Source organism: Blautia faecicola, assembly GCF_004123145.1.
In the GTDB taxonomy this organism is placed as follows: domain Bacteria; phylum Bacillota; class Clostridia; order Lachnospirales; family Lachnospiraceae; genus Oliverpabstia; species Oliverpabstia faecicola.
Window position 1 is genome coordinate 157441 of sequence record NZ_SDKC01000001.1, and the last position, 24368, is coordinate 181808.

The 24368-nt window shown below is 46.6% G+C and carries 17 protein-coding genes and 1 riboswitch; of the genes, 14 read left to right on the plus strand and 3 right to left on the minus strand.

Features of this window, described 5'->3' with window-relative positions; all coding sequences use genetic code 11:
* The first annotated feature begins 56 nt into the window (after positions 1–56).
* The 5 genes from ETP43_RS00600 (at position 57) to ETP43_RS00620 (ending at position 5319) form a co-directional block, all read left to right on the plus strand.
* Positions 57–1073 carry an ABC transporter ATP-binding protein gene (locus tag ETP43_RS00600; RefSeq protein ID WP_129256761.1) on the plus strand — a complete coding sequence of 339 codons (1017 nt, stop codon included), beginning with the start codon at positions 57–59 and terminating at the stop codon, positions 1071–1073.
* The gene (locus ETP43_RS00605; protein ID WP_129256762.1) at positions 1063–1887 is read left to right on the plus strand and encodes an ATP-binding cassette domain-containing protein; all 825 of its coding nucleotides are present in this window, start codon (positions 1063–1065) and stop codon (positions 1885–1887) included. The genes ETP43_RS00600 and ETP43_RS00605 overlap by 11 nt, the downstream gene beginning before the upstream one ends.
* Positions 1888–1912: 25 nt before the next feature.
* The gene (locus ETP43_RS00610; protein ID WP_330546295.1) at positions 1913–2884 is read left to right on the plus strand and encodes an ABC transporter permease; all 972 of its coding nucleotides are present in this window, start codon (positions 1913–1915) and stop codon (positions 2882–2884) included.
* Positions 2877–3767: an ABC transporter permease gene (locus ETP43_RS00615; protein ID WP_129256764.1), complete on the plus strand. Its 891-nt coding sequence runs from the start codon at positions 2877–2879 to the stop codon at positions 3765–3767. Before ETP43_RS00610 ends, ETP43_RS00615 begins: the two co-directional genes overlap by 8 nt.
* 379 nt (positions 3768–4146) lie before the next feature.
* Positions 4147–5319, plus strand: a complete 1173-nt coding sequence (locus ETP43_RS00620; protein WP_129256765.1) for an NAD(P)-dependent malic enzyme — start codon at positions 4147–4149, stop codon at positions 5317–5319.
* 169 nt (positions 5320–5488) lie between these two features.
* Here ETP43_RS00620 and ETP43_RS00625 read toward each other — a convergent pair whose 3' ends face one another.
* Positions 5489–6184: a helix-turn-helix domain-containing protein gene (locus ETP43_RS00625; RefSeq protein WP_243114323.1), complete on the minus strand. Its 696-nt coding sequence runs from the start codon at positions 6182–6184 to the stop codon at positions 5489–5491.
* On the opposite strand from ETP43_RS00625, the gene ETP43_RS17410 reads away from it, so the two are divergent.
* The 4 genes from ETP43_RS17410 (at position 6092) to ETP43_RS00640 (ending at position 11662) form a co-directional block, all read left to right on the plus strand.
* Positions 6092–6304 (plus strand): hypothetical protein, encoded by a 213-nt coding sequence (locus ETP43_RS17410; RefSeq protein ID WP_243114357.1) that lies wholly within the window; start codon positions 6092–6094, stop codon positions 6302–6304. The two genes, ETP43_RS00625 and ETP43_RS17410, sit on opposite strands and share 93 nt — an antisense overlap.
* A gap of 688 nt (positions 6305–6992) precedes the next feature.
* Positions 6993–9158, plus strand: a complete 2166-nt coding sequence (gene gnpA, locus ETP43_RS00630; protein WP_129256767.1) for a 1,3-beta-galactosyl-N-acetylhexosamine phosphorylase — start codon at positions 6993–6995, stop codon at positions 9156–9158.
* Positions 9159–9533: 375 nt separating this feature from the next.
* Entirely contained in the window at positions 9534–10379 is an 846-nt protein-coding gene (gene rfbD, locus ETP43_RS00635) for a dTDP-4-dehydrorhamnose reductase (RefSeq protein WP_022171824.1), read from the plus strand.
* A complete protein-coding gene (locus ETP43_RS00640) occupies positions 10379–11662 on the plus strand; it encodes a dicarboxylate/amino acid:cation symporter (RefSeq protein ID WP_129256768.1) in 1284 nt (427 codons plus the stop codon). The genes rfbD and ETP43_RS00640 overlap by 1 nt, the downstream gene beginning before the upstream one ends.
* 114 nt (positions 11663–11776) lie before the next feature.
* Here ETP43_RS00640 and ETP43_RS00645 read toward each other — a convergent pair whose 3' ends face one another.
* Positions 11777–13066 (minus strand): sensor histidine kinase, encoded by a 1290-nt coding sequence (locus ETP43_RS00645; protein ID WP_129256769.1) that lies wholly within the window; start codon positions 13064–13066, stop codon positions 11777–11779.
* Positions 13067–13172: 106 nt separating this feature from the next.
* Entirely contained in the window at positions 13173–13886 is a 714-nt protein-coding gene (locus ETP43_RS00650) for a response regulator transcription factor (RefSeq protein WP_129259365.1), read from the minus strand.
* Positions 13887–14131: 245 nt separating this feature from the next.
* Here ETP43_RS00650 and ETP43_RS00655 point away from each other — a divergent pair, with 245 nt between their 5' ends.
* From ETP43_RS00655 to ETP43_RS00675, 5 genes are all read left to right on the plus strand, one after another.
* Entirely contained in the window at positions 14132–15067 is a 936-nt protein-coding gene (locus ETP43_RS00655; protein WP_129256770.1) for a glycosyltransferase family 2 protein, read from the plus strand.
* Positions 15054–17582 carry a YfhO family protein gene (locus ETP43_RS00660; RefSeq protein ID WP_129256771.1) on the plus strand — a complete coding sequence of 843 codons (2529 nt, stop codon included), beginning with the start codon at positions 15054–15056 and terminating at the stop codon, positions 17580–17582. Before ETP43_RS00655 ends, ETP43_RS00660 begins: the two co-directional genes overlap by 14 nt.
* 56 nt (positions 17583–17638) lie before the next feature.
* Positions 17639–18754 (plus strand): adenosylcobinamide amidohydrolase, encoded by a 1116-nt coding sequence (locus ETP43_RS00665; RefSeq protein WP_164979539.1) that lies wholly within the window; start codon positions 17639–17641, stop codon positions 18752–18754.
* A gap of 95 nt (positions 18755–18849) precedes the next feature.
* Positions 18850–19653 carry a leucine-rich repeat domain-containing protein gene (locus ETP43_RS00670; protein ID WP_129256773.1) on the plus strand — a complete coding sequence of 268 codons (804 nt, stop codon included), beginning with the start codon at positions 18850–18852 and terminating at the stop codon, positions 19651–19653.
* 78 nt (positions 19654–19731) lie between these two features.
* Positions 19732–19910: riboswitch (cobalamin riboswitch) on the plus strand.
* Positions 19911–20441: 531 nt separating this feature from the next.
* Positions 20442–24365, plus strand: coding sequence for a cadherin-like beta sandwich domain-containing protein (locus ETP43_RS00675; RefSeq protein ID WP_129256774.1), 3924 nt, complete (start codon positions 20442–20444; stop codon positions 24363–24365).
* Positions 24366–24368 lie beyond the last annotated feature (3 nt).

Genomic DNA, 24368 nt, shown 5'->3' on the forward strand with positions numbered 1-24368 from the left:
TGAGAGTTGCAAAGAGACTGGAAACAGTCTCTTTATGCAGTTCTGAGAGGTTAGCAATGAGTGAGTTACTGAAGACAGAACATCTGTCGGTAAGCTTTTTTACAGATGCCGGTGAAGTGGAGGCGGTTCGGGATGTAAGTTTTACTGTGCGAAAAGGGGAAGTTCTGGCAATTGTGGGAGAATCCGGATGCGGGAAAAGTGCATTATGCAAGAGCATTATGAAATTACTCCCGAAGACGGCAAAAATCAAGTCCGGGAAAATACTGGTGAACGGAGTGGATATTACAGATTATACGGAAAAAAATATGTCGAGGCTGCGGGGAGAACTGTTCTCTATGGTTTTTCAGGATCCGATGACATCTTTGAATCCGACGATCACAGTCGGAAAACAGATCGGGGAGGCGGTGAGGATCCATAATAAAAAAATGTCGAGAGGACAGATCAGAAAAAGAGTTATAGAACTGATGCAGTTGGTGGAAATAGACAGACCGGAAGAAAGGATCCGTCAGTATCCTCATGAATTTTCCGGGGGTATGCGTCAGAGAGCAGTTATGGCAATTGCACTTGCCGGTAATCCGAAGATTCTGTTTGCCGACGAGCCTACGACTGCGCTGGATGTGACGATTCAGGCACAGATTCTGGATGTGTTCCGGCGGATCCAGAAAAAACTGGAGATGGCAACTGTGTTTATCAGCCATGATCTAGGGGTTGTAGCCGGAGTGGCAGACCGTGTGGCGGTTATGTATGCGGGAAAAATTGTGGAAATCGGAACGGCGGAGGAGATTTTTTATGATCCAAGGCATCCATATACCTGGGGACTGTTACAGTCACTTCCTGTTCTGTCAGAAGGAAAAGAATGGCTCCCGACACTGCCGGGCATGCCGCCTACCCTGATTCATCCGCCAAAGGGTGATGCATTTGCGGAGAGAAACGTATATGCAATGAGAATAGACTATGAAAAAGAGCCTCCTATGTTTCGGATTACAGATACCCATTATGCGGCTACCTGGCTGCTGGATGAGCGGGCACCGAAGGTGAAGGTTCCGATGGGAGGGCGAAGAGATGGGAAATGATATTTTAATGGATGTGCAACATCTTTCACACATATTTCGGCTGAATCGGAAGGTGAAAGTGCATGCAGTGGATGATGTTTCTTTTCAAATAAAAAAAGGAGAAATTTACGGCCTGGTAGGAGAATCCGGATCCGGGAAATCGACAGTGGCGCGCTGTGTCATGAATATATACAAACCTTCCGCAGGAGAAATCTATTATAAAGGAATTCCGGTCTGCAAAAACAGAGAATTTAAAAAGAATCGGAAGATGTTACAGATGACGCGGCAGATGATTTTCCAGGACTCGGCTTCCAGCCTGAATCCGGGAATGAAAGTCAGAGATATCGTGGCGGAACCGCTGCGTATTCAGTCCCGAAAGATCTGTACAGATAAAAAGGAAATAGAAAAACAGCTGGAGATGGTAGGACTTGACGGAAGCTATCTGGAAAAACATCCATATGAACTGTCCGGCGGGCAACGACAGCGGGTAGCGATTGCGCGCGCGTTGTTTGCAAAGCCGGATCTGATCGTAGCAGATGAGCCGATTGCATCACTGGATGTCTCTATCCAGGCACAGATGATCAATCTGTTCCGGAAATTGCAGAAAGAGCAGGGATTTTCGTTTCTCTTTATTGCACATGATCTTTCGATGGTGAAGTTTTTGTGCAATCGAACCGGGGTTATGTATCATGGAAAACTTGTGGAGGAAGGAACCACGGAGGATGTGTTTTCACATCCGGACCATGAGTATACAAAAGCATTGCTGGCAGCAATTCCCGTACCGGATCCGAGGAAAGAACGAAACAGAAGGGTGATGAAGTGCTATGAGGGGTGAGCGGATATTATATTATGGGAAAAAGGTGCTTATTTTCATAATCAGCGTATGGGTACTGTCTCTTGTAACATTTTATGTATCCAGACTTGCACCTGGGGATCCACTGGTTTCTTATTATGGAGAACGCGTGGAAAAGATGAGCCCGGAAGAAAGGGAATGGGCGGAAGAGAAACTTGGTCTGAATGATAAAATATCTGTACAGTATGCCAGATGGATCCGACAGGCATTTCATGGGAATTTTGGAATTTCATATAAATATAAAATGGATGTTCTGGAGGTACTCAAAAGCAGAATCGGCAATACACTGGTCCTCGGTGGCATTGGTTTTTTGATCATATTTTTTGGGTCGTTGCTTCTGGGCATTGTATGTGCATGGAAAGAAGGCGGATGGACAGACCGTATGATCTGTAAAGTGGGAACCGTAATCAGCTGTGTACCGGAGTTCTGGCTGGCGCTGGTACTGATTCTTGTGTTTTCTGTTTCTCTTCGATGGCTGCCAAGCTCAGGAGCATATGCGGTGGGGCAGGAAAACAATCTTTCCGATCGTATCGTGCATATGATTCTTCCATTAGCGGTTATCGTGACAGAACATCTCTGGTATTATGGCTATATGGTCCGAAACAAAATGCTGGATGAAGTCCGTGCGGATTACGTGCTGCTGGCGAAGGCAAAGGGAATGAAAAAGTCCCGGATCATGCTCACACATTGTCTGAGAAATGTTATGCCGTCGTATCTGAGTATTATGGCAATTTCCGTAGCACATATTATGGGTGGAACGTATGTGGTGGAGACTGTTTTTTCCTATCCGGGAATCGGCACGCTGGCATATGAAAGTGCTCGCTATAAGGACTATAATCTGCTGATGGTGGTCAGTCTGCTGTCCGGGATCATAGTGATTGTCTGTAATATGGCAGCACAGATTCTCAATGAGCGAATCGATCCGCGCATCCGCATCAGCAGACATCCGGATATACAGGAGGTGAGGGAACATGAATGATCCGTTTGAAATTGTCGGTGTAAGACCGGAACTTCTGGAACGTCAGGCACCGGAAAAAGAAAACAGATGGTATCAGGGAGTTCCCTGGCTGTCTGTCATTGTTCTTCTGATAATCGCTGGTGGATGTCTGTTCTGTAAATGGATCATGCCAAAAGATCCGTCCTATATGGATCTGAAAAATTATACCGTTGCTCCATGCAGGGAATTTCTGTTTGGGACAGATACCATGGGGAGAGATATTTTCTCCATGATATGGTACGGTGGACGACAGTCGTTGTTTATAGGATTTGTGGCAACAATGATATCAACCGGTATTGCGATTATCTTTGGAACTGTCAGTGGTCTGGCACCGGAATGGCTGGATATGTTACTTATGAGAATGACAGAGATTTTGCTGAGTATTCCCAATCTGCTTTTGGTTATTTTTCTGCAGGCGATTCTGGGGAAGGCAAATGTGCTGAGTCTGTCGCTGGTTATAGGAATTACAAGCTGGACCAGTATAGCGAAAGTAGTAAGAACAGAAGTACGTCAGCTAAGAAGCAATGAATATGTAGTTGCAGCCAGATGCATGGGTGGCGGTTTTTTCTATATTCTCCGGAAACATCTTGCTCCCAACTTTTTATCTTCTATTATGTTCATGGTAGTTATGAATATTCGAAGTGCAATTGTGGAAGAATCTACGTTGAGTTTTATGGGGATTGGGTTGCCACTGGAGATTATTTCATGGGGAAGCATGCTGTCACTGTCGGAAAAAGCATTGCTCACCGATGGCTGGTGGATCATTCTGATTCCCGGGGCGTTTCTTGTTGTAACCTTATTGGCCATTACCGGGATAGGAGATTATCTGAGAAAAGAGTTGAATAAGAAAGAGAGTTATCTGTAGAGCGGAAGAAAATGCGAATATGACGGATTCTTTTCTGACATTTTTTCTCATTCAGTTGTTTTTGATTGCATCTTTTTTTGAAACAAAGTAAAATACTAATGGAAAAAATGAAATAACGTAACTGTTCAGTACCTTCACAGTTACGAGCCAAAATGCATTTAAACGATAAAATCACGCTTTGCGAGTTTTTATCGTTATCGCGGCACTCCTCAAGGTTCCGTGCAAGCACGGACTTTGACTCGTTGCTCGCGTAAATCACCTTCGGTGATGGCATTTTGGCTTGTATGTCTCGGGATTTTGACATATTCATGTCAAAACACCTCGCGGGACAGTGGCTACTGAATAGTTACGAAATAACAATATATGCAGGAGGAGAAACATGGATAACAAAGAATTCGCTTTACAGGAACACGAAAAATGGGCTGGAAAAATTGAAGTGATCAGTCGTGCAAAACTGGAAACACCGGAAGATCTGGCTGTTTGCTATACACCGGGTGTTGCAGAACCCTGCATCAAAATATCAGAGGATGTGAATCTTTCTTATAAATATACCCGTCGTCACAATATGGTAGCGGTTGTCACAGACGGAAGTGCCGTACTGGGACTGGGTGATATTGGACCGGAAGCCGGTATGCCGGTTATGGAAGGAAAATGCTGTCTGTTTAAGGCATTTGGCGATGTGGATGCATTTCCACTGTGTGTGCGAACCAAAGATGTGGACGAGATCGTAAAGACCGTCAGCCTGCTGGCGGGAAGTTTCGGTGGAGTCAATCTGGAAGATATTTCCGCACCGCGTTGTTTTGAGATCGAGCGCAAGTTAAAAGAGTGCTGTGATATTCCGATCTTCCACGATGACCAGCACGGAACCGCAGTGGTAACGATGGCAGCCATGATCAATGCGCTGAAAGTAGTCGGAAAGAAGATTAATGAGATCAAAGTAGTAACTTCCGGAGCAGGTGCAGCCGGTATCGCGATCATCAAACTGCTGATCAGCATGGGTCTGAAAAATGTGATCATGTGTGACCGGAAGGGTGCGATCTACAAAGGCCGTGAAGGACTGAACAAAGAGAAAGAGGAGATGGCTGAGATCTCCAACCAGAACATGGAAAAAGGAAGCCTGGCAGATGTGATCAAGGGTGCTGACGTATTTATCGGTGTATCTGCACCAGGAACCGTGACACAGGAAATGGTTCGCACAATGGCTCCGAATCCGATTCTTTTCCCGATGGCAAACCCGACACCGGAGATCATGCCGGAAGAGGCAAAGGCAGCAGGTGCAGCCGTAATCGGAACCGGAAGAAGTGATTTCCCGAACCAGATCAACAACGTACTGGCATTCCCGGGTATCTTCCGTGGTGCGCTGGATGTGAGAGCGAGCGATATCAACGATGAGATGAAGGTAGCCGCTGCGTATGCGATCGCAAATATTATCACGGATGAGGAGAGAAATGCAGAGTATATCATTCCGAATCCATTTGACAAACGGGTAGCAAAGGCAGTTGCCGAGGCAGTTGCGAAGGCTGCAAGAGATACGGGAGTTGCAAGAATCTAAGAAATTCAGAAGCTGCTGTGGTGATGGAGTGGCTGTGCGTATAGTTGCTCAGGCGGGAAAGTAATAGAAAAACAGAAAATCAGATGCGGGCTACAGAAATACTGTAACGGCATCTGATTTTTTACTGCAATAGATAACAAAAATTGATCTGTGGATCGATTTTGACTATTTATTTCTGGTGCTTCTGACGATAGGTTCGTGGAGAGACACCTACCAGTTTTTTAAATGCCTGTGTAAAATAGTTCTGCGAAGAAAATCCACTGGACTCGGCGATCTGTGTGATGGAGTAATCGGTGTCACACAACAATCGTTTGCTGTGGGCGATCCGCAGTTGCAGCAGGTAGTTGATCGGCGAGACGGAGAAGGCAGCAGAAAACTGATGGGAGAGGTAGTATTTATCCCAGTGGACGATGGCTGCGATCCGCTCGAGTGTTACCGGTTCGTGGAAGTGCTCTTCGATGTAGGCTTTGGCGCGCTGACATTCATACGGAATATCGGTTGGCGGCGCAAAGGAAAATTCCTCCCCGGTGATCCGGTGGAGCTGCAACAGCAGGATGGACAGGTAATGCTGGCAGACTTCCTCATAGGAAGTCTGTTTTTTTTGCAGTTCTTCCAGGATCGCGTGCAGGAGTGAGAGGATCATCTCCCGGTGGGAGGAGAGCTGGAAGATCTGGAAGGGGGAGAAGGTTTCTCCTTCGTGGAAGCAAAACTGGAGGTTATCGATTCCAAGCACAATATAGTGCATTTTTTTTTCTGGTGAGGAGCGTTCGGTATGGTGGACTTTGGGGTTGACGATGACGAGGGTGTTTTTTCGCAGGGGGATCCGGGTTTCGTCGGTGCACAGCCATCCTTCGCCGTCGGTCACGTAGAAGAGTTCGGTGCAGTCGTGGGAGTGGAGGACGCTGTTCCAGTCGGAGCCGAAGGAGGAGGAGGTTACGTAGCGGAGGTGCTGGTGGGTTTGGTGTTCGGGGGACAGGTCGGTTAGGGAGTATGAAAGTGTGGACATATGGGGATACCTCCTTGTTTTTGGTAAAAGGTTGATAGACGGACGAAATTGCGGTCATGCTTCTGGAGCCACACAACCGCTGGTAACGCAAATCTGAACTAGTCACTAACTCCGACTATGTTTGCGAGGGTCGGCTGACCCTCGTAAAAGTCTGCGTTGCATTGCACCCGAAGGAAGCTGCCAGTGGCAGGTTCCGTAGGTAAGTGCCGGATTTCATCTGTGCTAAGGGCACCAGCAAAAGGCTGTGTGGCTCCAGAAGCATGACCGCAATTTCTGACGGTGGCAAACCCGGAACAGTATGATGCTGCGAGAAGTTTGCGCAGGAATATATCGTAGGATGCCACTAGAAAAAACGTAGATGAAATATTTTACTGGTTTATATACGTCAGTATAGCAAAGAATCGCTTATACCGCAAGATATCTAATGTTTGGAACAAAAGTAGCATAGAAAGAATGGTGGGGATTGGATATAATGAATTTAGTGCAGCGGACGGGAAACAGTTGCCTGTCTGATGCAGACTGGAATAGGACTGCCGGCAGTGAGAGACAGATAGGGGAAAAGGTCATTGTCGGCAGTTATTTCTGGTGATTTATGATTTGGGATTGGATATAAGCGCAATTGGTAAGGTTCCGAGAGTGATAATAAAGAAAGGGAGAGGTGTGTGTTATGGGTAAAGAGTGTACAACGGGCAGAGTAACGATTCCGACTGATGTGGATGTCGTACCGGAGACACTGGAGCTGGTGAAACGGTGGGGGGCAGATGCGATTCGTGACTGCGATGGTACCGATTATCCGGAAGAATTGAAGAAGGTGGATGCGAAGGTATACGCAACATATTATACAACCAGAAAAGATAATGCATGGGCGAAGGCGAATCCGGATGAGATTCAGCAGATGTATATTATGACATCGTTCCATACAGCGACAAAGGGTGAGCTGTCGATTCATCTGATGGATCATCTGTATCCGGATATGTTAAAGGTAAATTCGCATGATGATATCCAGAGATGGTGGGAAGTCATTGACCGTACGACGGGAAAAGTGGTCCCGGTGACGGAGTGGAGTTACAGTGAGGAGACCGGGGATGTGACGATCAAACCGGCGAAGGCTTTTCATGATTATACGGTAAGTTTTCTGGCTTATATTATGTGGGATCCGGTGCATATGTATAATGCGGTGACCAACGACTGGCAGGGCGTGGAAAAACAGATCACGTTTGATGTCCGTCAGCCGAAGACAAAAGAATACTCCAAGAAACGTCTGAGAAAATTCCTGGAGAGCCATCCGTATGTGGATGTGGTTCGTTTCACGACATTTTTCCATCAGTTCACACTGATCTTTGACGAGCTGGCAAGAGAGAAATATGTAGACTGGTATGGTTATTCTGCATCGGTAAGTCCGTATATTCTGGAACAGTTTGAACAGGAAGTTGGTTATAAGTTCCGCCCGGAATTTATCATCGATCAGGGTTACATGAACAACATGTACCGGATTCCGTCCAAGGAATTCATGGATTTTACCGCGTTCCAGAGAAGAGAAGTCACGAAACTGGCGAAAGAGTTTGTAGATATCGTGCATGAATACGGAAAAGAAGCAATGATGTTCCTCGGCGATCACTGGATCGGTATGGAGCCGTTTATGGATGAGTTCAAGTCCGTAGGACTGGACGCCGTGGTAGGTTCTGTGGGAAATGGAGCAACGCTTCGTCTGATCAGTGATATTCCTGGTGTCAAATATACCGAGGGACGTTTCCTTCCGTATTTCTTCCCGGATACCTTCCATGAGGGTGGAGATCCGGTAAAAGAAGCGAAGGTAAACTGGGTAACAGCCCGTCGTGCGATCTTAAGAAAACCGATCGACCGTATCGGTTACGGCGGATACCTGAAACTGGCGGTACAGTTCCCGGAATTTATCGATTATGTGGAAAGTGTCTGCAAGGAATTCCGTACCCTGTATGAAAATATCAAAGGAACCACACCGTACTGTGTAAAAACCGTAGCCGTATTAAACTGCTGGGGTAAGATGCGTGCGTGGGGTAATCATATGGTACATCATGCGATTTACCATAAACAGAACTATTCTTATGCGGGCATCATGGAAGCGTTGAGCGGTGCACCGTTTGATGTACGGTTTATCACTTTTGATGATATCCGCAAGAACCCGGATATGCTCAAAGATATCGATGTCATTCTGAACGTGGGAGACGGCGATACGGCCTATACCGGCGGAGATAACTGGACAGATGAGACGATTGTTTCTGCAATCAATGAATTTGTATACAATGGCGGCGGATTTATCGGAATCGGTGAGCCGACCGGTCATCAGTGGGAAGGCAAATACATTCAGTTAAGAAGTGTTCTTGGAGTGGAACGCGAAAATGGATTTGACCTGAACAAAGACAAATACAACTGGGAAGAGCATACCCACTTTATCACTGAGGACTGCAAGGGAGATGTGGACTTCGGAGAAGGAAAGAAAAACATGTATGCTCTGCCGGATACTACGATCATCCGCCAGATTGATAAAGAAGTGCAGATGGCAGTCAACTCTTTTGGAGAAGGAAGAGGCGTCTATATCAGCGGTCTGCCATACAGCTTTGAAAACAGCCGTGTGCTGTACCGTGCGATCCTGTGGGCTGCACACGATGAAGAAAACCTGCATCGCTGGTTCAGCAGCAACTACAACGTAGAAGTACATGCCTATGTAAAGAATGGTAAATACTGTATCGTAAACAATACCTATGAACCGCAGGATACCACTGTTTACAAGGGTGACGGAACAAGCTTTGATCTGCATATGGAAGCAAATGAGATTATCTGGAAGGAAATCTAAGAGTAAACAGAAACTAAAATGTAAAATATTGACTTTCCGACAGAATACAGGTAAAATAAAGTATGTTTAGCGGCTTGCCGGGAGGCAAGTCGCTATTTTCGTTGCCAAGCATACGACAAAAGGTCCGGTGGACCTTTTTAGTGATGTTGTATACGAAGGGAGCTGACAGTGACAGCTTCTGCGGAGGGGATGGTATGCAAAGGCGATTTTGTGGCAAGAATGATCACGTGATGAGATTGTAAGAAAACCACAATGAAGAAGCGTAAGAAACAGGAAACTGTCAACCAGTCTGAATATCTGCAACAATCATGTGAGTGCAGTTACAGATGTTCAGATCTCTCAGGGAAACCCCGGAAAAGTAATGGGAGGAACAAGATGAAGAAAATATGGATTACCGGTGCGGAGGGACATATCGGAACCGCACTGCTCGATCTGCTTGAAGGCGTGGAATACCAGTTGCTGCCGACGGATATCGAGGAAGTGGATATCACAAAGATTGATGAGGTTACACAGTTTGTACATGTCAACCGTCCGGATGTTGTGATCAACTGTGCAGGCCTGACCGATGTACAGGAATGTGAAAACAATGTAGATGAAGCGTATCGTGTCAATGCGATCGGTGTGAGAAATGTGGCACTGGCTGCCAATGAGGTCAATGCGAAAGTGATACAGATTTCTACTGATGATGTCTTTGATAAGGAATCGCGGGTTCCGTATAATGAATTTGACAATGTGCATCCGAGAACGATCTATGGAAAATCAAAAGAAGCGGGAGAAAAGATTTTAACCCAGCTGTTAAATCGGTTTGTGATTATCCGAAGCTCCTGGATCTATGGAATCGGAAGAGATTTTGTGGATGAAGTGCTTCGCAATGTGGGACAGGGAAAGACGATGGAAGTGCCGAACAACCAGTATGCGGCGCCGACCAGCGCGAAAGAACTGGCGAAGGTGATCCGTTATTTTATTGATAATGAAGAATATGGTCTGTATCATGTGGTCTGCCCGGGAAGCTGCAGCAGATATGAATTTGCAAGAACGATTCTTGAGTATTCCGGAAAAGCCGGAGAACTGGATCTGTATCCGGTTGTGATCGAGGATTCTGCGCGCCCGACATACTCCGTTCTGGACAACATGATGCTTCGTCTGACCGGCATCGAAGAGCCGAAAGACTGGAAGGCAGCCCTGAAAGAATATCTGGATGAGACAGGAGGGTTGGAATAATGGCAAAAAATACTGCAGAAAAAACAAAGAAGAAAATTGGTCTGTCTACGCAGATCTTCATCGCACTGCTGATCGGAGCTCTGTTTGGAGTTGTGATCCATTACTGGATTCCTTCCAGTTATATCAAAGATACCGTCATCGTAGAAGGGGTTCTCTATGTGGTTGGACAGGGATTCATCCGTTTGATGCAGATGCTGGTTGTACCTCTGGTATTCTGCTCTCTGATCTGCGGAAGTATGGCCATCGGAGATACCAAGACTCTGGGAAAAGTTGGTGTAAAAACCATCGGATTCTATCTGGTAACCACAGCCCTGGCTGTATGCGTGGCTCTGGGAAGTGCTCTGCTGATCAATCCGGGCCGGGGTCTTGATATGGATGCTGTTCAGAAAGGAACCGTATCTTCCGCTACAGAAGCCACCAGTCTGGTGGATACTCTGTTAAATATCATCCCGAAAAACCCGATACAGTCCATGGCGAACGGCGATATGCTGCCGATCATCGTATTTGCCCTGTTTGTGGGTATCATGCTGGCAAAACTGGGAACCAGAGGTTCGGTTGTAGCAAACTTCTTCAGCCAGTTTAACGATGTGATGATGGAGATGACCATGGCGATCATGAAGGTCGCACCGATCGGTGTGTTCTGCCTGATCGCACGTACGTTTGCAACCGTTGGTTTCTCCGCATTTGCGCCGATGTTAAAATACATGGGTAACGTAACCCTTGCGCTGGCGATCCAGTGTCTGATCGTATATCAGATCCTGCTGTTCGTATTTACAAGACTGAATCCGCTCAAATTTATCAAAAAGTTCCTGCCGGTTATGGGATTTGCATTTTCCACGGCAACATCTAATGCGACGATCCCTATGTCCATCGACACGCTGAGTAAGAAAATGGGTGTATCTAAGCAGATATCTTCTTTTACTATCCCTCTGGGTGCAACCATTAACATGGACGGAACATCCATTATGCAGGGCGTGGCAGTAGTATTTATCGCTCAGGCCTACGGCATTCCCCTTACCATGGGTAACCTGGCAACCGTAGTCGTAACTGCCACTCTAGCATCTATCGGTACAGCCGGTGTGCCAAGCGTTGGTCTGGTGACTCTGGCGATGGTACTGAATTCCGTAGGACTTCCGACCGAAGGTATCGCCCTGATCATGGGTATCGACCGTATCCTGGATATGATCCGTACCGCAGTCAACATCACCGGTGATGCTGTATGTACAACGATCGTATGCCATCAGGAAGGCAGCCTGAACAGAGAAGTATTTAATAAAGACTGAAAATAAAAACAGAAAAAAGAAAGGCGCGAAGCTGTCGGGATCAGAAAAATCTGACGGTTTCGTGCCTTTTTTGGTGAAAATTTATCAAGAATGAAAGGTGTCTGATACCAGAGATTACGGAGCGGTGACCGGGAAGGATAGCGTTACCTCGAAGAACGTATCTGTCTGGAAAACTACAAGCTTTCCACTCATCCGCTCCATATTCCGCGTACTGCTCTTGAGACCGATGCGGTTGCTTTCTACTGCGGAATGTTCCGGTTTCACAGTATTTTTTAAGGCAAGACACAGCGCAGCATCTTTGTTGATTTCCGGCGGAAGCTGCATGGAAAGCGTGACTGTTTCCTGTTTGCTGCCATATTTCAGAATATTGGAAAACAGATTATTCAGGATCCGCTTGCAAAGCTCCGGGTCTGCCTGAATCGTAAGTGCGTCCGGGGTGGTGATGTCGGAAATGTCAGCATCCGGAAAGGATATATCCGTGTGAAACCCGGCCAGTTCCAGAAAATCCATCTGTTCCCGGAAAAGTCCGAGAAGCCGGGAAAGTGAAAAAGGGATCATCCGGATCTGTTCCGGCTCGGACACGTCGTATACCAGCGCATATTCAAACATCCGGTCGGTGAGCCGGCGAATATCATCGGTTTTTTGCAGGCAGCGGGTGACATAGGTATTCTGCATATCGGGGTTGCGGTCTAATTGCAGGATGTCCAGATACCCGTGGAGAACAGTCAGCGGCGTGCGAAGATCGTGAGAGAGGGCGGCAATCAGTTCCCGGTTGGACTGGTGCGCCTCCTGTTCCTGACGGATATTCTGATCGAGGGTGAGACGGAGATGGTCAAGTTCCCGGGAGAGAACACCGATCTCGTCTGCACCGGAAGATACAAGCGGAGTGGAGAGATCACCGGCGGACATGCGAAGAATCTCCTGCTTTAGAAGTACCACCTGCTTCATTTTCCGGTTGATAAAAAACAGCAGGATCAGAAGGAACAGACCGACCGACAGAAACAAAGAGAACAGAAAGTAAGGAAAGATAAATATGGAACTGTGGTAAAAGGTGACAATCACGGTCGCGTAGCCATTTTTGAATTCTGTATTCCTTTCATGCCGTTGTTCGGTCACCCCGTCAGTCAGACTATATCCGACATCGAAGAAGAACCGAAAGCGTTCTTTGCCCATACAGCGGGGATACTGACCGGCCCGGTAGATACCATCTTCCAGGCCATAGACATAAAGACCGGTGTAATCATCCAACCGATCAAATAAGGACTGCAGTTTTTCCACGGCTTCTGTATCCGATTCAGAATCAGGAATATCGTAGTTCAGAGCCTCTGTTCCAAGCATGGTCCAGAAATTTTCATCCGGCTGTGGAACAGGGAGCATTATGGGAAGATTTGTTTCTGTAATCACGTGAAGAACATACCATTTGTTTGCCCACAGAGTATGAAAAAGACCGAGGCAGAGCAGAGCAGAGGCAAAAAGAAGAAGCAGGAGTTTAGTACGTATATGCTGAATCTTAATCACAGTGATACCCCCTTCCCCATGTGGTTTTTATGTAAACCGGATTCGACGGATCCGGTTCGATCTTCTGACGCAGATTCCGGATATGGACGGTAATCGTGTTGCCGGCGCCGTAATAGTAAGGCTCTTCCCAGACGGCTTCATAAAGGCGCTGAGGAGAGAAAATCTGTCTGCGGTTGGAAAGCAGCAGCTTCAGGATCTGATACTCTGTGGAAGTGAGATCCACCGGATGTTGATGCAGCGTCACCTTTTCCGACCGGGGATCCAGGCACAGATCGCCGCAAGTCAACAGATTGGATGCTGACTGTCCGGCAGTCGGGGATTTTCCCTGATAGATCCGGTAACGGCGAATCAGCGCTCTGGTGCGTCCGAGAAGTTCCGTATAGGAAAAGGGTTTTGCAAGGTAATCGTCCCCGCCACTGGAAAAGCCCATAAGTTTATCGCTGTCAGAGGTTCTGGCGCTTAAAAACAGGATCGGTACGTTGGTCAGCTGCCGGATCTTCTGGCAGGTTTCGTACCCGTTTAACCCCGGCATCATGATATCGAGAATGATCAGATCAAAACTGCCTTTTTCCAGAAAATGAAGGGCTGAACTGCCATCGGCAGCCTCTGTCACCCGGATATCTTCCCCTTCCAGTAAAACATGTATGATATCACGAATTTCCGGGTTATCGTCTACGACAAGAACCTGTGTGGTTTGCTGCTCCATATGTTTCCCTCCGTTTTTCATAAAATCTCTGATCGTCCAGACTCTGCATTTGCAATTGCATGGTACCGGATATTGCCCGGTAACTTTCTGCTCCTCATTATACAGGAATTTTACAGATTGTAAAAAAATCTTTAGAAATCTTAGGAATTTTCTTTCGTTAATTTTAAGAAACAGGGGGTACAATGCTGAATCGAAGGAATAAAATGGATAAGTATACGTTCTGAAACGGAAAGAGGAGTGAGAGTATGAACCTGATATCAGTGATTGTTCCCTGTTGGAACGAAGAAGAGACCATACCGATCTATTATGAACATATGTGTCCGGTGATGGATGCGATAGATGCGGACTGTGAACTGATCTTTGTGGATGACGGATCACAGGATGCGACACTTTCGGAGATGAAGAAATTGTCAGAGAAGGATGCGCGCTGCCAGTATCTTTCTTTTTCGAGAAATTTCGGAAAAGAAGCTGCGATTTACGCGGGACTCTGTAAGGCAAAGGGAGATTATGTGGTGGTGATGGATGTGGATCTGCAGGATCCGCCGGAACTGTTGCCGAAGATGTATGAGATGGTCAAAAGCGGAATCTGTGACAGCGTCGCCACCAGACGCTCCGACCGAACCGGGGAGCCGGTGATCCGCTCGTTTTTATCGGAAAACTTCTATAAATTTATTAACAAAATCTCAAAAACGCAGCTGGTATACGGTGCCAGAGATTACCGGATCATGTGCCGGAAGATGGTAGATGCCGTGTTGCAGATGAGTGAGTATAACCGGTTTTCGAAAGGAATCTTCAGCTGGGTAGGGTTCAGGACCGAATGGCTGGAATATGAGAATGTGGAGCGGTCTGCGGGAGAGACCAAGTGGTCCCTGCGCCAGCTTTTTAAATATTCTCTGGAGGGAATTACCGGATTTTCTGTGGCTCCGCTGTCGGTGGCAGCAGTGCTCGGCGTGGTATTCTGCGGGGTATCGTTTTTAATGATATTGTTTCTGGTGATCCGAACGCTGATCTGGGGAGATCCGGTGGCGGGCTGGCCTTCGATGGTCTGCGTGATCCTGTTTATGGGAGGGATCCAACTGCTCTGCATGGGAATCATGGGAGAGTATCTCTCGAAAACCTATCTGGAATCCAAACATCGCCCGATCTATATCGTAAGGAGTTCCAGTTATGAAAAAGAGTAATGCAAAAGAGAGAATTTGCGGACTGGCATGTTACGTTGCACTGGCTGTTCTGACTGTGGCGGCGTGCTGGTTTTTTGCCGGAAGATACGGTGTTTTCGGGGCAAATATGGACTGGATCAGTCAGCACAGCGTGTTCCCGGAGTATTTCCGGCAGCAGTTTTATCAGACGGGACAGTTTTTCCCGGAATACGCGGCGAACATCGGCGGCGGGCAGAATATTTACAATTTTTCCTATTACGGGCTGTATAATCCGATCGTGCTGATCGCCTATCTGCTTCCGTTTGTGAAAATGAGCGATTATCTGATGGCTGCCAGTGTGATCTGTCTGGCGGCTTCCGTCTGCCTGCTGTACGGCTGGCTGAAAAAACGGAGATTTTCCACAGAGATTGCACTGGGCGTGGCAGTCCTGTTTTTACTGGCGGGGCCGATGATCTACCAGTCCTGTCATCAGATTATGTTTGTGCAGTATATGCCATTCTTACTGATGACGTTTCTGGGTGTGGATAGGTACTGGGAAAAAGGAAAACCAGGTCTGTATACCCTGGGTGTGTTTCTGATGATTCTGACCAGTTTTTATTTCAGCATCGCGGGAATGGCAGCGCTATTTTTATACGGCTGGTATGGTTATCCCAAAGGGATCCGAAAGAGAAAACTGTTCGGATTCCTGGTTCCGATGATCGTGGCGGTACTTTCAGCCGGGGTACTGCTGGTTCCTACGGCATATGCGATCCTGCAGCGAAGCGGAAGTTCGAAAAGCCAGAACCTGAAAGAACTGCTGATGCCGAAGCTGCAGCTGGAAAGTTCATTGTACGGCGCTTACAGTGTGGGGCTGACGGTTATTCTGGTGGCGGTTTTGCTTGGTGGAATCGTGTGTGGATCGATCCGGGAGCGGGTGGTATCGGTGGTCTGCGTGGCACTTCTGACGGTTCCCGTATTTGCCTGGGGATTTAACGGGCTGCTGTATGTGCGGTATAAGTCACTGATTCCGTTCCTGCCATTTTTCTGTTATCTTACGGCAGTGTTTTTGAACCGTATGAAAAACGGGGAAATAGGAAGATGGAAAGGAGCATTCATATTTGGCGGTACGGTGGGGGTCAGTCTGCTGGCACTTTATCTGCAGGGGGACGGATCGAGGGCGCAGAATTATCAGCTGATCCTGTTCGAAAGCGCAGCACTGTTTTTCTTCTTCCTGATCTTTCAGAAGTGGAAACGCCCGTTCCTACTTCTTGTCCCGGCACTGGTATGCCTGGTGCTGATCAATCATGCGGTGAACGGAAAGGCAGGCAATCTGGTGCAGAAAGAAGATTATCAGGAGATCACAGACAGTGCCTGGCAGGATGCCGTGCGAGATGCGCTGGACGGAGAGACCGGTCTGTACCGGGCGGAGCAAAGCGGAGTTGCCAAGAAGCGAAAGGATAACGTAAACCGAATCTGGGATATGCGCCAGATGACGACTTCGGTATATTCTTCTGCCTATAATGCAGAGTATCAGAAGTTTCGGGACAATGTTTTTCAGGTGGAACAGCCGTTTCGAAACGGGCTGATGCAGTCCGCCTCGGCCAATCCGCTGTTTCAGAAATTTATGGGAGTCAAATATGTGATCGGACGGAGTGAAGACGGGGAGAACTTCACGACGGAGATGCAGGAGGCGGCTGCGTCGGTGATCTACGGAACGAATCAGGTGATCGCGGAAAAAACGTATCAGGCCATGAAATTCCCGTATAATCAGACCATGCTGATGCAGTATGCGGTAACAGGAAATGAAAAGATCGCCGATACAGGGGTTGAAAAGACGAAGGGTATACAGGAAACAAACGTAACGTTTACGGCGAAGCAGGGAGTGACAAAGGAAGACGATTCCTGGAAGATCAAGACAAAAAAAGAGCAGAAAGCCACACTTTCTCTTGACGAAGATGCATCGGGAAAAGAGAGAATCCTGTATCTGCAATTTGATGTGGAAAATGGCCATCCGAACCGGGATGTGAGCATCGTGATCAACGGGATCAGAAATAAGCTGACGGCAAAAAGTCATCTGTATTATAATGACAACACGACATTTACTTATGTGATGAAACTTTCCACAGATCAGGAAAAGATAAAAATGACGTTCGGTGCGGGAACTTATCGGATCTGTAACCTGAAAAGCTATGTCAGTGATACGGCGGTGCTGGAAGATGATTCCCTGTACCAGTCCACATTCACACCGGACTGGAACGCAACAAAGGGGAATCAGATCAGCGGAAGTATCAAGATGAAGCAGGACGGTTATCTGATCACATCGATCCCGTACGACAGTCACCTGGAGATCAAAGTGGACGGAAGAGAGGTTGTGACGGAGAAAGTCAACACGGCGTTTGTGGGCTGCCGGATGGTAAGCGGAGAACACTGGGTGACGATCACCTATCATGCACCGGGACTTTCCGCGGGAAAATGGATCAGCCTGATGGGGATCCTGCTGTGGGCAGGGATGTGGGTTCTGATGCGTAAATTCAGAAGAAGAGAAAAAAATCTGTAACTACTTTTAATGGGAAGAGTGATATAATGGATAAAAAATCTGGAAGGAAGAGGATCATGAAATTATATCAGTTCCCATCGGGTGATGAAGTACATCGTTATAAAAAATCGCTGGTCATCTGTTTTGCGGGAGAACGGAAAGTACTGGGAACAGGGCCGAACAACGGCGGCTATCGAACAGATCTGAAAGCCGTCTTTAATCACGACTGTAATCCGGGACCGGGTATATCATGTGAGCTTCGGGCAGATACCTATCCGAAACATATGGATCTCATAGCAGCACAGGAACTGGGACTGGATGCGGAACACTGCACCGGACTTATGACGGCTGCGAGTATGGAAAATGTATCGATACAGTCGATGAAATATGAAGATTTTACGGTGACAGCGCTGGTGACAGGCGAAATCCGGAACAATGGAGGACGGGTGGGAGATCCGGCGGTCTGGCATGAGAAAGCGGATATTTCCCATCCTGTCAGACCGGGAACCATCAATATTCTGTTACATATCGATGCCAACCTGTCAGAGGGAGCACTTGCAAGGGCAATGGTAACCTGTACGGAAGCCAAGACAGCTGCTTTGCAGGAACTTCTTGCTCCGAGCCGGTATTCCAGAGGCATCGCGACGGGTTCCGGTACGGACGGAATGATTGTTATCTGCAATGCGGAATCGGATGTGTATCTGACTAATGCCGGCAAACACTGCAAACTGGGAGAGTACATCGGGAAAACGGTAAAAAAGGCGGTCAAAGAAGCATTGTATCTGCAATCAGGACTCAGCCCGGAATATCAGTATGACATTTTTCAACGGATGGATCGGTTTGGAGTGACGGAGGATGCTCTGTGGGAACGGTATGAGCAGAAAACATCTGGATTTGCCAGAGCACATTTCAGTGATGCGCTGGATCGGATCCGGAGAGAAGATGAACTGGTGGTTCAGACTTCTCTGTATGCACATCTGCTGGATCAGACAGAGTGGGGGATGTTAAAACCGGACAAAGCATGGAGCGCAGGAAAGCAGTTGCTCAGGCAGCTTGGATGGGAAGAAAAAAAGCAGCCACAGATGTCGGAACCAAAAAGTACGGATGTGAAAGACACGTGGATCATGTGGATGACAGAATATTATATGCAGATGGTTTTAAACAGGATCACACTTTCTTCTGGAAAAAATTAGATATTTCGATTATAATATCGGATAAATAGAAGGTTTTCTTTTCGGGAGGAGAAAAGGAAAACTATTGAGGTATATAGAAAAGAAGAGGATATTATATGGAAGATAACGTACTAATCCGTAGGGTTGCGGTGGAATCTGTCAGTGAAAAATATCAGGTGGATTCCGGATACGATGTAATAGGCAAAGAATGTCTGAAGAATAATATCAAGGTGAAACAGATTACGATGCCTGAGATTAGAAGAATTGGTCAGCAGGCATTTTTCAGCTGTACAACATTGAAAAATGCAGAATTTCCCAAGGTAGTAACTGTGGGAAAGGAGGCTTTTGCAAACTGCAGTAATCTGCGAAGGATCTCTTTTCCGAAATCGTTGCGAAGTCTGGAAAAAGGGGCGTTTTATAAGTGCAAACGTGCCAATTCCGTAAGTTTTTCGGAGGACAGTGCGTGCAGAGAGATTCCGGACAGGACGTTTGCAGAATGCAGGCAGATGAAGATCCTGGTGCTGCCGGATGCGCTGGAAGAGATCGGTGCAGAGGCGTTTTACAAGTGCGAAGAGCTGACACGGGTGAGACTGCCGGATACCCTGCGAAAGATCGGAAAACGGGGATTTTATCAGTGCGGACTGGAAGAACTTCACCTTCCGGAACATCTGGAATATATCGGTGAGAGCGCATTTTTAAAATGTAAGAAACTGGAATATGTCCGTGTACCGGAAAGTGTCAGAATGATTGGAAAGTGGGCGTTCCACGGCTGCGGACGTCTGAAAAAACTGGAGATTCATCACGACCCGGAAGAAGTGGGCGAGTGGATCACCAATAAAAACTGTACGATTGTCTGTCCGAAGGGAAGTAAGATGGAAGCCTATGCGAAATCGTACGAGGTAAATGTAGAATATCTGTAAAACAGATGTTTTCGGCAATTCAAAGGAAAGAGATTGACAAATTTTTGTCTATGCTATATGATTTAGCTATAAAAGAATATGGGATTATGGCATAATTGGAAATGGTTTGTCCATTTCAGGAAGTCCGGTCAGATTCCGGTACGGCTTATCCCCGCTGTAATGAGGACGAAAGCTGTCATACCACTGGGAAACCGGGAAGGGACAGCAAGTAGGAGAGAACTCAGAGTCAGAATACAGACAGTTATGCACCATAGTAACGGAGTCCGGAGGCATAAACGGAGGTTTTATTTTTTTGTCTCGATTTGAGGATTTCAGATAACAACAGAATATAGATACAGTCGCATCTTTGCGTGGAAAGAGGAAACCGGTCAGATCCCGGTGCCATACAGGACATAGAACCTGATTTGATCGGACAGCCCGATATACTCGCTGGTACAGGGTATAGTCTCTGGAGGGATACTATACCCTGAAGCGGGAGAAGCGATTGTGAATATGAAAAAAGTTTCTCTTAGGAGAAACTTTTTTTTGATTTACAGGAAAGTAATTTCCTGTAAATCAAAAAAAACGCTCCGCGGGGATACGCACTGAGGCGTATAAGGTAGATGTCGCAAGCGACCGCCACAGGCGCGAGAATGTGCAAGGCACATTCTTTGTTATCTGAAAATAAGTAACCATCCTTAAACGGATGCGAGGTCCATGTTTTTTAAATATCACAAAAAGGGAGGAGAGAGGAAAAGGAAAAGTAGGAAAAAGATGTTGAAAGTATGCAAAAAGGAGGGCAATAACGCATGAAAAGAAAATGGCTTGCACTTTTACTGAGCTGTACCATGGTTGTCAATACCGGTGTATTACCTGTAGCAGCGACAACTCTGGATAATGAAAGCGCAGTTGTGCAGCAGATGAATGAAGAAACATCTGATACACAGGAAGAGGCTGAAGAGGGAACTCTGAAAGCAGAGAGTAACTTTGAAGAGATCGCAGAGGACGGAGATGTCCTTACGGCAGATCTGGAATCCGACACCTACTGGACGACAGAAGGTGAGAAGGCAAGAACCTTCCAGCTGGGTGAGGAAAACAATGTCAACGATGTATTTGATTATGCTGCAATCGCAGAAAAAACAGATACATCCAAATATCAGATCAGTGAGATTGATGTAACTATTGGTGAAAACACACTGAAACATAAAGTGGATGCGGACAACAAAGAGGATAAGACAACAGCGGAAGAGATCAGCGAATGTTTCAGAGATGATTTTGTCATCGGTGAAGATGCTGACGAAGAGAACTTTATCGGGGAAGGTAAAGTATCACTGGCAGGTACAGCAAATGAAGACGTGACAATCGAAGTTATCTTTGAAAAGGTGGAACAGATCGCAGATTCTGAGCCAGCAAAAGATCCGGCGCAGGATGATGCAGATGTGATCGAAGACGAACAGCCGGCCGAAGATACAACGGAGCAGGCAGAAGAGAGAACACTGTTAAGTTACTTCAGAGTATCCGGTACTTCCGAAGACTTTACATTTGACAAAACAACAGGTGAGGCACCAGCAGTATATGTAGCAACTGACACTACTTATATCAGCGCCCGTGTGTATCCGACATCCGGTGATAAAGACACCAGCATGAACCTTACCTATTCTTATACCGGTACAGACGGAAAAGAATATGAGAAGGAACTTACCTGTCGTGGATATTATGAGCGTTTTGAGGCTCCGTTCCTGGCAAAGAGCGGAAAAGGAAATGTTCTGCATATCAAAGCCAGCAAAGGCGATGTAACAGAAGAATATAATATCACGGTAAAAAGAACTGCCAGCCTGCAGGGGCTGACAGTAGAAGATCAGAACGGCAATCCGATTGCGATTGATCCGAGCTTCAATAAAACAAAAACAGCATATACCGTAAATGTCCTGGACAATAACAAAACCGTAACGGTAAAAGCAGTGGATCCTGTAGAAACAGAATATCCGGACGAATCACAGATTCTGTTCAACGGAAAAGCATCCGAAGATGGAAGCTATAAAGTAGATGTAGCGGATATTCTGGAAGACGGAACCACCCTTGTGATGAAACCGGACAACGGTGCAGAACAGGCAACGGAATATACCCTGACCATTAAAAAAGTAACTGCCATTTCTATGGAAGTAAAACTGGATCCGGAAAATGCACAGTTCTGTCTGTATAATGCAAAAAATGAAAGAGTTTATCCGGATGGTGGAAAATACTATCTGCTTCCGGAAACAGACTATACTTATACAGCGGCATGTGACGGATATGTAGGAAAGAGCGGTACCATTAATTATAAAGCAGATGATACAGCTGTTCTGGATATCAGCCTGGAGAAAGCAGCCGACGGTCAGGATCTGCCACAGCTGGATGCAGAGTACGGTGGATTCCGTGCGGATTCCAATAACCAGTCCGTTATCTCTTCCAAGACTCCGATCACAAAAGAAAGTATCGAAGTAAAATGGGAAAGACAGATGGGAACATCTGTAACACCTTCCAGTGGAAGTACCCCGGTTATCGTAGATAACAAAGTATATACACAGTCTGGTGGAAAACTGTATATGCTGGACAAAGAGACCGGTGAGATCTTAAAGAGCAGCGACTGCTTCATGAATGCCGGATTCAACCTGATCCCGGTAACCTACGGTGACGGTATGATCTTCGTTCCGTTAGGAGGAGGTATCCAGTGTTTCAATGCATCTACACTGGAATCTCTGTGGTGCTACAAAGGAAGAACAGGTTCCTGTAACAGCCCAATCCGTTATGAAAACGGAAGAATCTATGTAGGTTTCCAGATGGGTGATTTTGTCTGCCTGACAACGACGGATGAAGATCCGTCCAGCCAGGATGAAATGAAAACACCATTATGGACAAGCCCGAGCAGCGGCAACAATGGTTACTGGTGGGCAGGTGCCTGGACCAATGATAATTATGTATTTGCTGTAAATCAGGGAGGCGCCCTGATGGTTATGGATAAAAATACAGGCGCAACGGTACAGAAAATCCAGACAAAGGCAGATAAAGTAAGAAGTGATGTATCTTTCTATAATGGAAGAATCTATTTCTCTACACAGAGTGGCTATCTGTACTCTTATAATCTGACTGCGGATGGAAAAGTAGATCTGGATAACCTGATCGAGCCGCTGTATTATGGTGGACAAAGTACCTGTACACCAGCAGTTTATAACAACCGTCTGTATATTGGTATCTCCAGCGGAAGTACGTTCGGTGAAGACGGTGCAGCGATCCTGGTAGCGGATATCAATCCGGAGAACGGTGCGATGACAAAAGCATATCTGGTACCTACCAAATCTGATTTTGCATACTGCCAGACTTCCGGTCTGATCATCAACGGTTACGAAGATGAGGACGGCTATGTATATGTATACTTCCTGGTCAACAGTGCAAAAGGTTCTCTGTACATGGTAAAAGATAAACCGGGCATGACAGCACCGGATCCGGAAAGTGGTCTGTTCTATACACCAAGCCATGAACAGTACTGTATCGCCAGTGCGGTTGCAGACAGCGATGGTACGATCTATCTGAAGAATGACTCCGCATGGCAGTGTGCGATCCGCCGTGCAGAATCTTATCTGAAGAGCGTAGAAGTAACCGGAGGAAACGCAGTGATCGACGGCGGCAAAGATTTTGCAGGAAGTGTGAAAGAACACAGTGTTACCGTAGATATGGATACCGAAAGCGTAACCATGAACCTGACAGCCAACGAAGGAACAGAGATCCGTATGAACGGCGTGCCGGGAGCAAAACAGGAGATCGCTCTGACAGGAGATGCAACAACCGTTGAAGTAGAACTTCTGAAAGGGGAATCCACACGAATCTACAACTTTACCATTTATCGCGGACCGGTACTGGATTCTATGGAAGTGACCAACAACCCGAACTCAGGAATGGGAACAAAATTCACTATGGATCAGACTTTTGATCCGGCGAACACAGAATACACAGCAGGTATCAGTACAGCAACGAAACAGGTTACTGACGGATATATCTGGGTAAGCTGGGCAGATGCAACAGATAAGCTGACAGCAGAAGCAGTCAGCGGTGTAAGAGGTACGCCGACTATTCGAACCAATTACAAAGGTGATACATATGTCGATGTAAGCTTTTCAGAGAGAGGTGTTGGAGTGACAACATCTGCAACTGTAAAACTGACACTGACATCTGAAGACGGTTCCAGAAGCAGAACCTATACGGTAACTCTGTATACCAACAATGCATTACCAAAAGTAACACTGGCAGACGATGCCGTAGCAGAACGTACCGATTCTACAGCAACTGTAAATGTAACTACAAATAAAGAAGGTACTCTGTATTACCTGGTACAGAAAGCAGATGCAGCAGCACCGGATGCAGAGACGATCGAGAAAGATGGAAAGAGCATCGATGCAGCAGAAGGTGAAAATACTCTGAACATCGCTGATCTGACAAAAGACGGATACAAAGTATATGTAATGCTGAAAGACGCCAACGGAGCAGTATCTGCTGTTCAGAGCGCAGAACTGAAAGAACTGTGGATCAAAGGTGATCTGAACGATGATGGTGTTGTAGATCTTACCGATGTATCCCAGTTACTGGATAAGATCACAGCAGATGAGGATGTTTTACTGGCAGTCGGAGATATCAACGGAGATGGAAAGATCGATCTTACCGATGTATCTCAGTTACTTGACAGTGTAACAGCAGATTAAGAA